General features: G+C 30.5%; 13 protein-coding genes and 1 tRNA gene. 10 read left to right on the top strand and 4 right to left on the bottom strand.

What is annotated here, in order from left to right; genetic code table 11:
* Window positions 1-384: 384 nt before the first annotated feature.
* The 7 genes from CLVI_RS16275 (at window position 385) to CLVI_RS16245 (ending at window position 7,536) form a co-directional block, all read left to right on the top strand.
* Window positions 385-1,749, top strand: a complete 1,365-nt coding sequence (locus CLVI_RS16275) for a polysaccharide deacetylase family protein (protein WP_106061182.1) — start codon at window positions 385-387, stop codon at window positions 1,747-1,749.
* 119 nt (window positions 1,750-1,868) lie between these two features.
* Window positions 1,869-2,135 (top strand): metal-sensing transcriptional repressor, encoded by a 267-nt coding sequence (locus CLVI_RS16270; RefSeq protein ID WP_106061180.1) that lies wholly within the window; start codon window positions 1,869-1,871, stop codon window positions 2,133-2,135.
* Window positions 2,136-2,148: 13 nt separating this feature from the next.
* Window positions 2,149-4,362 (top strand): heavy metal translocating P-type ATPase, encoded by a 2,214-nt coding sequence (locus CLVI_RS16265; RefSeq protein ID WP_106061179.1) that lies wholly within the window; start codon window positions 2,149-2,151, stop codon window positions 4,360-4,362.
* A gap of 23 nt (window positions 4,363-4,385) precedes the next feature.
* Window positions 4,386-4,589 carry a heavy-metal-associated domain-containing protein gene (locus CLVI_RS16260; protein ID WP_106061177.1) on the top strand — a complete coding sequence of 68 codons (204 nt, stop codon included), beginning with the start codon at window positions 4,386-4,388 and terminating at the stop codon, window positions 4,587-4,589.
* A 136-nt stretch (window positions 4,590-4,725) separates the two neighbouring features.
* Window positions 4,726-6,561, top strand: coding sequence for an asparagine synthase (glutamine-hydrolyzing) (gene asnB, locus CLVI_RS16255; protein WP_106061175.1), 1,836 nt, complete (start codon window positions 4,726-4,728; stop codon window positions 6,559-6,561).
* Between the two features lie 62 nt (window positions 6,562-6,623).
* Window positions 6,624-7,262 (top strand): epoxyqueuosine reductase QueH, encoded by a 639-nt coding sequence (locus CLVI_RS16250; RefSeq protein ID WP_106061174.1) that lies wholly within the window; start codon window positions 6,624-6,626, stop codon window positions 7,260-7,262.
* Between the two features lie 121 nt (window positions 7,263-7,383).
* On the top strand, window positions 7,384-7,536 hold the full coding sequence (locus CLVI_RS16245; RefSeq protein WP_106061172.1) for a zinc-ribbon domain-containing protein: 153 nt from the start codon (window positions 7,384-7,386) through the stop codon (window positions 7,534-7,536).
* A 120-nt stretch (window positions 7,537-7,656) separates the two neighbouring features.
* Here CLVI_RS16245 and CLVI_RS16240 read toward each other — a convergent pair whose 3' ends face one another.
* The 4 genes from CLVI_RS16240 to CLVI_RS16225 form a co-directional block, all read right to left on the bottom strand.
* Entirely contained in the window at window positions 7,657-8,451 is a 795-nt protein-coding gene (locus CLVI_RS16240; RefSeq protein ID WP_106061171.1) for a histidinol-phosphatase HisJ family protein, read from the bottom strand.
* A gap of 95 nt (window positions 8,452-8,546) precedes the next feature.
* Entirely contained in the window at window positions 8,547-9,575 is a 1,029-nt protein-coding gene (locus tag CLVI_RS16235; protein WP_106061168.1) for a 3-deoxy-7-phosphoheptulonate synthase, read from the bottom strand.
* A gap of 147 nt (window positions 9,576-9,722) precedes the next feature.
* On the bottom strand, window positions 9,723-10,070 hold the full coding sequence (locus CLVI_RS16230; protein ID WP_106061166.1) for a hypothetical protein: 348 nt from the start codon (window positions 10,068-10,070) through the stop codon (window positions 9,723-9,725).
* Between the two features lie 211 nt (window positions 10,071-10,281).
* Window positions 10,282-10,623 carry a hypothetical protein gene (locus tag CLVI_RS16225; protein WP_106061164.1) on the bottom strand — a complete coding sequence of 114 codons (342 nt, stop codon included), beginning with the start codon at window positions 10,621-10,623 and terminating at the stop codon, window positions 10,282-10,284.
* A gap of 229 nt (window positions 10,624-10,852) precedes the next feature.
* Here CLVI_RS16225 and CLVI_RS16220 point away from each other — a divergent pair.
* From CLVI_RS16220 to metE, 3 genes are all read left to right on the top strand, one after another.
* Window positions 10,853-10,927, top strand: a tRNA-Gln gene (locus CLVI_RS16220).
* Window positions 10,928-11,226: 299 nt separating this feature from the next.
* Window positions 11,227-11,691 (top strand): HEAT repeat domain-containing protein, encoded by a 465-nt coding sequence (locus CLVI_RS16215; protein WP_207655401.1) that lies wholly within the window; start codon window positions 11,227-11,229, stop codon window positions 11,689-11,691.
* A 218-nt stretch (window positions 11,692-11,909) separates the two neighbouring features.
* A complete protein-coding gene (gene metE / locus CLVI_RS16210) occupies window positions 11,910-14,186 on the top strand; it encodes a 5-methyltetrahydropteroyltriglutamate--homocysteine S-methyltransferase (protein ID WP_106061162.1) in 2,277 nt (758 codons plus the stop codon).
* Window positions 14,187-14,470: the final 284 nt, after the last annotated feature.

The raw sequence follows: 14,470 nt of genomic DNA, 5'->3' as shown, positions 1-14,470 counted from the left end.
CAGATTTATTTAAATCACTATTTCCATGGAGTAATCTTCCTGCTGAATGCTATTTAAATAAAAAGGATTGAAAATAAGCGGTTAATGACTGTCAACGTGACGAGTTATTAACCGCTTACTTTTAAAAAATGTTACAGATAATTTAATACCTGGTGATATAATTTTAATGCATTCTAATGGGGACAAGGGTGTTACAGCTGATGCTCTTCCTTCTATAATAGAGGCAATTCAAGCAAAGGGATATAAAATATCTACTTTAGATAAGTTAGTAGGCTAGTGATTTAAATCATTAGCCTTTTTTTTGAGAATATGTTTAAATATACTAGGATTAGTATAAACAGAATAATATGATAATATATAGATATAGAACAGGAGGAAGAATTTATGGTTATATATGATTATAATAGAAAAATATATATTGAACTAATAGAGGACAAGCTTATTTTATATAGAAAATTTAGTAAAAAAGAATTTAATTTAAAGGATATAAAGGCATCATATTTAACTGATGATTATTTATTGAAACTTATTTATAAAGATAAACTTAAATCTTATATTATCAATAATATAAGAACAGATGATAGGCCCAAATTAGAGGAATTATTAGTTGAATTAAATAGTGATAGAAATGTTTTTTATACTTTACATTCTTCCAGCAATGAAAAATTTATAGCAGTAGTATGGATTTTTATGTCCGCTATTAATTTGATAGCAAGATTAATAGAAAAAAATTGGGGTGCTATTTTTTGGGCTATGTCATTAATATTTTATATTGTTATCTTTTTTAAGGGCTCTGGTAATATTTCAGGATTATTTTATTATGTTAAGGAAGAGGAAATAGAATATGGTATAGGGCCTAAAAATAGTAAATTCTCTATAAAGGATGAATTTACTTTTGATTATAATAGTATATATAAAGAGTACTTATTTAAAAAAGGAAAAAAGAAATTAAAGTTTCCTGATAATATAATATATCCTAAATATTATAAAGAAGAATTAAAGAAATTAAGTGAGAAGAAGATGAGAAGAGTTATGGATGAAGAATATATAGTTTATGATGTGGTAGGCGTATCTGAGAATATAATAGGAAAGTCCTTAGAAGATATGAATGCCATGAGGGAAAAGATGAAGAATCAGGCAATAAAGCATAGGGATACAGTTTTCTTAAATGATCAACCAGAAAGTAACTCAGTATATTTAACATTTGATGATGGACCTGATGGACAATCTACTCCTAGAATTTTAGATATATTAGAATCTTACAATGTTAAGGGGAATTTCTTCTTTCTTGGAGAAAATGTAAAAATGTATCCAGAAGTTGTAAAGAGAACCTTTGATGGTGGACATTTTATAGGAAATCATAGTTATTCTCATCCGGATTTTACTCTTTTAAGCCCTGAGGCAGTAAAAGACGAACTAGAGAAAACAGAAAAGGTTATATCAGCAATTACGGGAAAAAGAACTACAGCTATGAGACCTCCCTATGGAGCTTCTAATGAAACTGTAATCAAAGTAATAAAGGCGAGTAATAGCGTTTCTATTTTATGGTCCATAGATACATTAGACTGGTCTAAAAGGGAAGTATCTAGTATTTTAAAAAATGTTACAGATAATTTAAGACCTGGTGATATAATTTTAATGCATTCTAATATCGATAAAGGCGTTACAGCTGATGCTCTTCCTTCAATAATAGAGGCAATTAAAGCAAAAGGATATAAAATATCTACTTTAGATAAGTTAGTAGGCTAATGCTTTAAAGCATTGGCCTTTTTTTTCTTTGAGAATAAATATTAATAAGTTGACATAAGCTAGAAAAAGAATATAATTTAGTTAAGAGATACCCCCTAGGGGGGGAGGGGAGAAAAATAATGCAAGAAGAAAGAAAAAAAGCATTACAGTCTTTGAAAACTGCCAAAGGACAAGTTGAAGGGATTATTAAAATGATAGAGGATGAGAGATATTGTGTGGATATTTCGAATCAAATTATGGCAGCACAATCTCTGCTAAAAAAAGCAAATTTAATTATATTAAAAAATCATCTACACCATTGCGTGAAGGATGCGTTTAATACTGAAGATGCAGAGGTGAAAATAGAGGAAATCATAAATATTTTAGAGAAAGTAATGTCTAAATAGGAAGGTGGAAAGAATGGATAAAAAAACATATGTAATTGAGGGAATGACCTGTTCAGCTTGTGCTAATAGAGTGGAAAGAGTAGTTAAAAAGCTTGAAGGAATAGAAAGTGCAAGTGTGAATTTTGCTACAGAAAAACTTACCGTATCTTTGGATGGAGCTATAATAAATGATGAAAAAATCATAGCTACTGTGGATAAGGCCGGATATAAATTAATAGAGGAATCAAAGGTAAAGAAGGAAAGTGAGGGAATTACTGAAGCAGATAAAATTTTTAAAAGATTCATAATTTCTTTAGTGTTTACTTTACCTCTTCTTTTAATAAGCATGGGGCATATGCTTGGGATGCCACTTCCTAGCATAATCGAACCTATGGATAATCCATTAAATTTCGCTTTGTTACAATTAATATTAGCCTTAGTAGTTATGGTCACAGGAAATAAGTTCTACAAAATAGGAATAAAAAATTTATTTAAGCTAAGTCCTAATATGGATTCTTTAATAGCTGTAGGAACTTTATCAGCATTTTTATATGGAGTCTTTGCAGTATTTAAGATTATAGAAGGTGAGACCGAATATACTATGCATTTGTATTTTGAATCAGCAGCAGTAATACTAACATTAATAACCATGGGTAAATATTTAGAAGCTGTTTCAAAGGGGAAAACATCGCAAGCTATTAAGGCTTTAATGGGATTGACTCCAAAAACTGCTACCATTGAAAGAAATGGGAAGCCTCTTGAGATTAAGGTAGAGAATGTTGTTGTTTCAGATATTGTATTAGTTAAGCCGGGAGAAAAATTGCCTGTTGATGGAGAAGTTATAGAAGGAAACACTTCTATAGATGAATCCATGCTTACAGGGGAAAGTATTCCAGTTGAAAAATCTAAGGGAAGCTTAGTAATTGGAGCAAGTATAAACAAAACTGGTTTTATAAAATATAAAGCCACAAAGGTAGGCAAGGATACAGCAATAGCCCAAATAATTAAATTAGTTGAAGATGCTCAAGGGTCAAAGGCTCCAATCGCAAAACTTGCAGATGTAATTTCATCTTATTTTGTTCCAGTAGTGATAGCTTTAGCCTTTATTGCATCTATAGGATGGTTTATCTCAGGAGAAGATTTTGACTTTGCATTAACAATTTTCATTTCAGTTCTTGTAATAGCGTGTCCGTGTGCTTTAGGATTGGCAACTCCAACAGCAATAATGGTTGGAACGGGTAAAGGGGCTGAAAATGGGGTATTAATAAAAGGTGGAGAGGCATTAGAAACAACTTACAAATTAAATACTGTAGTATTTGATAAAACAGGAACTATTACAGAAGGAAAACCAGTAGTTACAGATATTTTAGGCGATGATAAAAATGATCTTCTTGTCTTAGCTGCTAGTGCAGAAAAGGCTTCAGAACATCCTCTAGGAGAAGCTATTGTTAAAGAGGCTAATGAACGGGGATTAGTTCTAAAAGAAATACAGAACTTTAATGCTATACCGGGATATGGAATAGAAGTTAAAATTGAAGAGAAGAATATCTTTTTAGGTAATAAAAAGTTAATGGTAGAAAAAAATATTAATATAGAAGATTTAGGAAAAGAATCAGATAGGTTAGCGCTAGAAGGGAAGACTCCAATGTATATAGCAATTGATGGACAGTTTAAGGGAATAATCGCAGTTGCAGATACAGTAAAACCAAGTAGTAAAAAGGCTATTGAAACTCTACATAAAATGGGGATAAAGGTAGCAATGATTACTGGTGACAATAAAAAAACTGCGGAGGCAATAGCTAAACAAGTTGGAATAGATATAGTTTTATCGGAGGTTTTACCTGAGGATAAGGCCAATGAAGTTAGTAAACTTCAAGCAACAGGAGATAAAGTAGCAATGGTTGGAGATGGAATAAATGATGCTCCAGCGTTAGCAAAGGCTGATATAGGAATAGCAATAGGATCAGGAACCGATGTAGCTATAGAGTCAGCAGACATTGTCCTTATGAGAAGTGACTTAATGGATGTGTCTACAGCGATAAAGTTAAGCAAAGCTACTATTAAAAACATTAAGCAGAATCTTGGATGGGCATTTGGATATAATATTCTTGGAATTCCAGTTGCTATGGGAGTACTTCATATTTTCGGAGGACCATTGTTAAGTCCAATGATAGCAGCAGCAGCTATGAGCTTAAGTTCGGTATCAGTTTTACTTAATGCTTTGAGACTTAAAAAATTTAAAGCATAAATTTATTTTAGGAGATGAATAATATGAAAAAGAAAATATTAATTGAAGGAATGAGTTGTAATCATTGTGTTGGACATGTTAAGGATGCTTTAGAAGCCTTGGATGGAGTTTCATCTATAGAAGTTAGTTTAGAAGGAAATTGTGCTACTGTAGAGACTTCAGTTGAGGATAATATTTTAAAAGAAGCTATTGAAGAAGAAGGATATGATGTTATAGGAATCGAATAATATTCACCTAAAGCCCCCAAAATGTTTAAGATAACATTTTGGGGGTTTTAACAATTTACAAATATTAAACATATATATAATATTAAGAAATATTTATTTTGTATTCTTAAAAGTATGAAAATAAAGGAGTATTAGTATGTGTGGACATGTTTCAATATTTCTAAAAAATAGCTCAAGTAAAGTATTAGGAGAGAAAATAAGAAAGTGCTTAGATAGTATTGTTCATAGAGGTCCTGATGATGAAGGAATATATGAAGATTATAATGCTATATTAGGCTTTAGAAGATTAAGTATTATAGATTTAAAAGATGGTCATCAGCCCTTTGAAAAAGACTCTTATGTATGTGTTTTTAATGGAGAAATATACAATTATCAAGAGATAAAAAAAGAACTTGAAGCAAAAGGATGTACATTTGAAACAAATTCAGATACGGAAGTATTATTAGCGAATTATATAGAAAAAAAAGAAGAAGCTATATATGATTACAGGGGAATGTTTACTTTCTTAATATACAATCAAGAACTAAATGAAATATTTGGAGCTAGGGATATTTTTGGGATTAAGCCTCTCTATTATATAGATAATGAAGAAATGATAGCTTTTGCATCAGAATACAAGGCTCTCTTGCCGCTAATAGAAGAGCCTCAAGTTGACTTGAAAAGTCTGCAAGAATATCTATCATTTCAGTACATTCCTGGAGATGGAACTATGGTTGCTGGAATAAGAAAAGTTCCAGCTGCTCACTATTTTACAATTAAAGAGAATAGACTAAGATTTAGGAGATATCATACAACAGAGTTTAAGGAGGATTTAGATGTAAATAAAAATGATGTATTGAAAAGTATGTCTGGTTCTGTTAAAGCTCATTTAATTTCAGATGTTGAGGTTGGAACCTTTTTATCAGGTGGAGTAGATTCATCAATAATAGCCACCTTAGCTAGCCAGATTAATCCTAAAATAAAATCCTTTACAGTAGGGTTTGATGTTGAAGGCTATGATGAAATAGAGATTGCAAAAAAGACCAGTGAGGCTTTAAATATTGAAAATATTCACATTAAGGTTAGTCAGGAGGACTACATAGGAGCTATACAAGATGTGGTTTACAAATTTGATGATCCTGTGGCAGACCCTTCGGCAATCGGTTTATATTATTTATCAAAAGAGGCTAGTAAGCATGTTAAGGTAGTTTTATCTGGAGAAGGGGCGGATGAATTGTTTGGCGGATATAATATTTATAAAGAATATTTTCCTTTAAAGATTATCAGTAAACTTCCAAAAATAGTAAAAAAGATAATAAATTATATAGCAAGAAAACTACCTAAAATAAGAGGGAAAAGTTATTTAGTTAGAGCTACTACCCCTTTGGATAAAAGATATATAGGTAATGCTAAAATTTTCGATAATGAAGAGTGTAAAAAGGTTTTAATTAATTATAATAGTGAAAATAATTTTGAAAATGTTGTGAAAGATATCTATAAAGAATGCAGGTTAAAAGGCTATGATTATGTAACTACTATGCAAAATGTAGATATTAATACTTGGCTACAAGGGGACATATTAGCAAAAGGAGATAAGATGTCTATGGCTAATTCTATAGAACTTAGAGTTCCTTTTCTAGATAAAGAGGTTCTAAAAGTTTCTCGAAGAATTCCTCTAAAGGGGAGAGTATCAAGAAAAAACACTAAATTATTGCTAAGAAAAGCATTTGAAGGGATAGTTCCAGAACATGTTGTTAATAGAACAAAGCTAGGGTTCCCAACGCCTATTCGTGTATGGCTTAAGGAGGATCTTGGGAGAGTAGTTAAGGATACAATACTTACTGCAAATGTTAGTAAGTATATAAATAAGTGGTATGCTTTAAAATTATTAGAGGATCATATTAAAAATAAGAGAGATAATTCAAGAAAGATTTGGACAATATTTATTTTTTGTGTTTGGCATCAAATTCATATAGAAGGAAAAAAGAATTGAACTATTTCGGGCAAGCGATATAATATTATATGAAATAAAATTTAAAAGTAAAGAGGATTAATATGATGAATATAAATTATCAAAAAGAGCTAGAGGCTCTAATAGAAAAACTAATAGACAAAGAAGAGGTGCCAACACTTTTACTTCATAGCTGTTGTGCTCCTTGTAGTAGTTATGTTTTAGAATATTTATCAAATTATTTTAAAATAACTATATTTTATTATAACCCTAACATTTATCCGGATGAGGAATATTCTAGAAGGGTTATAGAACAACAAGATCTAATTAAGGTTATGGAATCTAAGAATCCTATAAAATTCATAGAAGGAGACTATGATACAAAAGAATTCTATTCTATAGCAAAAGGTTTAGAAGATGAAAAAGAGGGCGGAGAGAGATGCTTTAAATGTTATGAACTAAGACTTAGAGAAGCTGTAAAAGTAGCCAAAGTGGGAGGCTACGATTATTTCACCACTACTTTGTCAATAAGCCCTCATAAAAATGCTAATAAACTTAATGAGATAGGAGAAAGTTTAGGGACTAAATATGGAGTTAAGTATTTATATTCAGACTTTAAAAAGAAGAATGGATATAAAAGATCAATAGAATTGTCTAAGGAACATAATTTGTATAGGCAGGATTATTGTGGATGTATATTTTCCAAAAATGAAAGAGAAAATACACTTGCATCTACAAAATAATTATGGTATTATAAGAATGTAGAAATACAAAAAATAAAAAATTAAAGATTTAGTAGATAATAATGTTCTCCGATTTAGGAATCATTAATCTAAAGTGGTCTTTAAATTGGAGGAATTTAAAATGGATAAGACTTTAATATGTGTTGACTGTGGTAATGAGTTCATCTTTACAGAAGGGGAACAAGAATTTTACAAAGAAAAGGGATTCGAGAACGAACCTAAGAGATGCCCAGACTGCAGAAGAGCAAAGAAACAACAAAACAACAGAAGATAGTTTTAAACTATTAGAAAAAGTTATAAGAGTTCACTCTTATAACTTTTTTGTTTATATAATAAAAAAATATTAAAAAGAACTTTAATTTAGGCTATCCTAAATTAAAGTTCTTTTTAATATCTATAAAATTATTCCGTTTGGCTGTCTATTATCATAAGTAAATATATGCTTAAACCCAATATCCCGTAACATATCATATACATAACTTATGTTCTCGCCAACTCTATCTGTAGTATGAGCATCAGAGCCAACAGTTAAAATTTCTCCTTTTAAATCTTTGTACATATGTAATATTTCTAATTTTGGAAAAAGTAAATTATTGGCTAAGCCAGAAGTATTTACTTCAATTCCTTTTCCTCTAGAAATTATAACTTTCAAAATTTCATATATGTAATCTTTATAATCATTAAAATTATATACTCCGCCATCTGCTAAAGCATAACGTTGTACAAGATCAAGATGGCCAAGTACGTCAAAATCACCCATTTGAACAAATTTCAGAATCTCTTTAAAATAAGCTTTATAGGTAGAATTAACACCATTTTCAGAAATATTTGTTCTTAAGCCTTTTCTATTAATATTATGTATTGATCCTATTATAAAATCTAAATAATATTCTTTAAAGTAATTATCAAAACTCTCTTTGTAGAGATGATATTCTCCAATCTCTAGACCAGTTTTTATATTAATTTTTCCTTGATATTTCTCAGAAAGATTCTGTATTTCATTTTCATAATTCTTGAAATCAAAGTAGTTGTAACTACTGTCTTCAGGGGAAAAGCTAATATGCTCTGTCATGCATATTTCATTTAAGTTCATAGAAATAGATTTAATTATAATTTCTTCAATGCTTTGATTAGCATCAAAAGAATATGTTGAATGTATGTGGTAATCACTTAAGTATGGCCTGTGCAATTTATCATCTCCATTAGTATTAATTATTGCGCTGTCATAAAATAAAAGATTAGACAGCGCAATATATATTTAATATATAAGCCTGAGCAGTACTATTAAACTTGTTCAGCTATATAATAAAGTAACTGTTCAGTAGCTTCCCAGCCTAAGCAAGGGTCTGTGATTGATTTGCCATATATATGATCATCAATTTTCTGAGTGCCTTCCTCTATATAGCTCTCAATCATAACACCCTTAACTAATTTTTTAATATCACTATTATAGTCTCTACTATGAAGTATTTCTTTTATTATACGAGGTTGTTCTGCAAATTTTTTCATGGAATTAGCATGATTTGCATCAACAATTATTGCTGGATTAGCGAAGTTAGATTCACCATAAGCATCTGCAACTCTTCTTAGATCTTCATAATGATAATTAGGTATATTGTTACCATGCTTATTAACTGAACCACGCATAATTGCATGTGCATATGGATTACCAGTTGTATTAACTTCGTTATGTCTATATAGGAAGTTATGTTTTGCATGTGCTGCCTGAATTGAATTAAACATTACTGATATATCACCACTTGTTGGATTCTTCATACCAACAGGAACATCAATGCCGCTTGCTGTAAGTCTATGTTGTTGATTTTCAACACTTCTTGCCCCAACTGCTACATAACTTAATAGATCATCACAATACATGTAGTTAGATGGATAAAGCATTTCATCAGCAGGAGTAAGATGAGATTCTTCTATTGAACGAATAAACATTTTTCGAATAGCAAGTAATCCTTCAAGAATATTAGGAGATTTTTCTGGGTCAGGTTGATGGAACATACCCTTATATCCTTCACCTGTAGTTCTAGGTTTATTTGTGTAAATTCTAGGAATAATAATAAGTTTATCTTTAACCTTTTCATTTACTTTTGCTAGTCTACTAACATAATCACAAACTGAATCTTCGTCATCTGCTGAGCAAGGTCCTACAATAACGATAAATTTATCGCTCTTTCCAGCAAATGCTTTTTTGATCTCTGTATCCCTTTCAGCCTTAATTTTTTTTAGACTATCAGATAGAGGAGTAAGATTCTTAATTTCCTCTGGAGATGGTATTTTCCGTACATTTATAAAACTCATTATAAAAGCCCCCTTAATATTATGTAATGCGACTATATAACTATATAATTATTGAAAAATCTAGTCAAGTTACAATGGAATTAAAATTAAAAAAATATCCACCAATACGTAGTATTGGTGGATATTTTTATTTATAATCATATGATATTATAAGATTATTCTCTCTAAACACTTTAAGTCTCTTGCAGTTTTAGAAGTGATAAATTTTAAAGCTATAATATCATCGTGAATAGCTTTTAGAAGAACAGCTTCTTCTGGTGTAATACAGCCTCTCTTAGCAAGTAATTTTAAGAGCTTACAGAATAATTTCTCAATTTTTTCAACATTACCAATTAAATCGCAAAATTCATCTTCTAGGTCATTAAAAGTTTCAACTATTTCTTTGTCAATATCACCAGGACAACAAAATTGTGCTTTTAAATCATCATAGAATCTAGTTTTTTTACATAAACCCAAAGTATCATCACATGAACAAGAATCGTAATTTTTTCCCATAGTATCCTCCTAAGTTAATATATTTCTTTTAATTCGTTTATTTCCTTTAATATATATTATGTAGATAAAGAAGAATTGTGAATATAAAATGACCCGTATAATTATCAAAAATCTATATAAAGTTAAAATATGATTACTATAAAAAATAGAAGGGCTGTTGCTGAATGATTTCTAAAATAATTCATGGCAACACCCCTTTTTTAATGATAGGTTATAAGATTATTCTCTCTAAACATTTTAAGTCTTTTCCGGTTTTAGCAGTGATATATTTTAAAGCCTTAATGTCCTCTTCAATAGATTTTAGAAGAGCAGCCACTGCTGGTGTAATACATCCTCTTTGTGCAATTAATTTTACAAGTTTACAGAATAATTTTTCAATCTTTTCAACATTACTAATTAATTCACAGAATTCATCTTCAAGATCATTAAAGGTGTCAACTATTTCTCTGTCAATATCTCCACAATCACAGAATTGTGCTTTTAAATCATCATAGAACCTAGTTTTTTTACATAATACAGAATTATCATCACATGAACTTTTATTTCTTCCCATAGTATCCTCCTAAGTTAATATATTTTTTGATCCTAATATATATTATGTAGCTAAATAAAAAGTGTGAATATATAACTCAATACAATAAAAATTCTTTATAATAATATGTTTATAGAATAAATATTCTGCAGAATATTATGGTAGAATGCGGGTTTGAAGGGGGTAAAGTGAAAAAGTTTATAAATAAGGATGACAATAGAAGCTAAATTAGATATAATATAATCTGTGATGGGGTATAGCCAAGTGGTAAGGCATCAGATTCTGATTCTGAGTATCGTAGGTTCAAATCCTATTACCCTAGCCAAAGTTTATGTTAGCGCTCTTCTTTTTTTACACAAGAAGATACCTAGGAAAGAAGAAAAGAAGAAAAGAAGAAAAGAAGTTAATTAGAAAAATATTAAATAAGATAAGAAGTTATAGGAAACATAAGGTATATGATCGTTAGGTGGGGTTTGGGAAGAGTTTAAGTGCTTGAATTTGAAAATTTAATAATATGGTATTGTTAGGATATAATAAGAAAAGAATATCAACAAGAAGGATTAGGTCAGAAATTGATAGAGTATTGAAAATTAGATTAAGGTTATATGAGAGAGGTTGAAGAATATGAATTTTATAAAAGAAACTCCTGATAATATTAAAGAATTAATAAAGATGGCTAGAGATTACAGAAGTTGGAAAACAAGACTAGAAGCTGTAGAACAAATGAAAAAATATGATTGTCAGCAAGTTAAAGATGTAATAGCCAGACTAGCGTTACATGACAAGGTATATAGAGTAAAAGAAGAAGCTTTTAAAGTAGGAAAAGAACTAGGAATCAAGAAACATGGAAAGCCTATTTTCTTAGGTAGAAAGGACATAGGTTATAAATCAAGTGATTTCACAAAAGTATTTAAAAAAATTAGAACAAAATGTGAAATGGAAAATTTTAATCTAAATATATTTAAAGAAAACATGCTAATAATCGATCCTGAAATGTATGATGTAATGAGTTATGAAAAAGGACCTAACCTCGATATGTGGATAAAAGAAATTTATAAAAGTCTTCCTGATGATCAAAAAATAGAATAAAAAATTAAGAACTCTAGAAATAGAGTTCTTTTTTTATGGAAAGATGTCAGAGTACCTTAATGTGTCAGCTTGATAAATTAAAGCAGAGTTTGAACATCATCTATTATTTAATATAGCTAAAAACTATAACAAGCAATAGTTTTTTAGAGTTACGCTATAAGCAATTTTTCTTGTTATGATTACTCCATAGAAAATCTTTACTGAAAGGATGTAGTGTTATGAGAAATTCAATTATTGGATATCCAAGAATAGGCGGACAACGTGAACTAAAATTTTGGATAGAGGATTACTTCAAGGGAAACTTGTCCTTGGAAAAGTTACAAGAAAATGCTAAGGTTCTAAGAAAGGAACAGTGGTCATTACTAAATAATACTGGCCTTGATTTTATACCATCAAATGACTTTTCTTTCTATGATGGAATCCTTGATATGGCAGTACTTTTAAATGTAACACCGGATAGATATAAATCTTTAGACCTTAATGAACTAGATACTTATTTTGCAATGGCTAGAGGATATCAAGGAGAAAATGGTGATGTTAAGGCACTTACTATGAAAAAGTGGTTTAATACAAATTATCACTACATAGTAACTGAAGTTGATGATAATACAGAAATTAAGTTAAATAGTGATAAACTTTTTGAGCAATATAGTGAAGCGCTTGCAGATGGAATTAAAACGAAACCTGTAATCATTGGTGGATTTACTTTCCTTAAATTAGCAGACTATACTGGTAAGAAAAAACTTGAGGATTTTATCTCAGATGTGGTTAAAGTATATGGAGATATTTTCACGAAATTAAATGAATTAGGTGTAGAATGGGTGCAAATCGACGAACCTATTTTAGTTACAGATCTAAATCGAAAAGACATAGAAATATTCACTAAGATATACACAGAATTATTAAAAAATAAAGGCAACCTTAAAATCTTAATACAAACATATTTTGGAGATATTAGAGATTGTTATAGTGAAGTTACGTCTCTTGCTTTTGATGGAATAGGTTTAGACTTTGTAGAGAGCAAGAAGTCTCTAGAATTAATTAAAGAAAAGGGGTTTCCTAAGAATACTACTCTTTTTGCTGGTATAGTAAACGGTAAAAATATATGGAAAAACTCCTATGAGAAGTCAGTAACAACTTTAAATGAAATTTCAAATGTTGTTGATAAAAATGATATTGTAATAAATACTTGTTGCTCGCTTTTACATGTGCCCTATTCATTAAAAACAGAAGAAAAACTATCTGAAAATCATAAGGCTAAGTTAGCTTTTGCAGAGGAGAAATTAATAGAATTAGCTGAATTAAAAGAGCTTTTTGGTGAAAAAGATTATTTAAATAGTGGGAAATATAAGAATAATGTTGCTTTGTTTGTAAAAAAAGAAAGTAATACTGACTTAGAAATCAAGAAAAACCTTAATAAATTGACAGAGGAAGATTTTACAAGATTACCAGAATTTAAGGAGAGAATGAAAATCCAAAGGGGCTTTTTGAAGTTGCCATTATTACCAACTACAACAATTGGATCTTTCCCGCAAACTGCTGATGTAAAATCAAACAGAGCTAAATTAAAAAAAGGACAAGTTACACAGGAAGTGTATACAGAGAATGTAAAGAAAAAAATTGAGGAATGTATAACACTTCAAGAGGAACTCGATTTTGATGTTTTAGTTCATGGTGAATTTGAACGTAATGATATGGTTGAGTATTTTGGAGAGAACCTAAATGGGTATATATTCACACAAAAGGGGTGGGTTCAATCCTATGGTACCCGTTGTGTAAAACCTCCTTTAATATGGGGAGATGTTTCTCGAGCCAAATCAATTACTGTTGAATATTCTAAATATGCTCAAAGTCTTACATTAAAACCTGTAAAAGGTATGTTGACTGGCCCTGTAACTATTCTTAACTGGTCTTTCCCTCGTGAGGATATTTCACTAAAGGAAATGGCATTTCAAATTGCATTAGCAATTAAAGAAGAGGTTTTAGACCTTGAAGCAAATGGTATTAATATAATTCAGATAGATGAGGCAGCATTAAAAGAAAAGCTTCCAATTAGAAGAGCTCAGTGGCACAGTGATTATTTAGATTGGGCAATTCCTGCCTTTAGACTTGTTCATAGTACAACTAAGGCAACTACACAAATCCATACCCATATGTGTTATAGCGAATTTGAGGAAATAGTGAAGGATATAGACTTGATGGATGCAGATGTGATTTCATTTGAAGCATCACGTTCCAAACTATCGATTATTGAAGTGCTAAATAAAAACAATTTTATTACTGCAGTTGGGCCGGGCGTATATGATATTCACTCACCAAGGGTACCTAGTGTAGAAGAAATTGTTATTGCGATTAACTTAATGCTTGAAAAAATTAATATAGAAAAATTATGGATTAACCCAGATTGTGGATTAAAAACTCGTGGTTTGGAGGAGACTATTACTAGTCTTAAGAATCTTGTAGAAGCAACTAAAAAAGTAAGAGATGCATTATAAATATTAAAGTGAGGCGGAAGAAGCTGCTTAGCTTATAATATCATCGCCGGGGGTGGATTGAGTAGGCTGTTACATCGAAGCTATATAGGCTTGTTGAGAAGCCAATGTTATCATTGAAAAATGAAGAGAGGGGAATAGTATTCCCCTCTCTTAGTTATAGTGCGCCCAGCATGGGCGTGCACTAATCGGTGAAAGTCCGTAATGGAGGCTGATAGTGCCAACCATTTAGCTTAAGACAAGGGTGTCCATTGTGAGGTGGAATCTGAAGGAAGTCGGCGGCAAAC

The organism is Clostridium vincentii, from assembly GCF_002995745.1.
Classification (GTDB): Bacteria; Bacillota; Clostridia; order Clostridiales; family Clostridiaceae; genus Clostridium; species Clostridium vincentii.
This window is presented reverse-complemented; position numbering and strand designations above follow the sequence as displayed.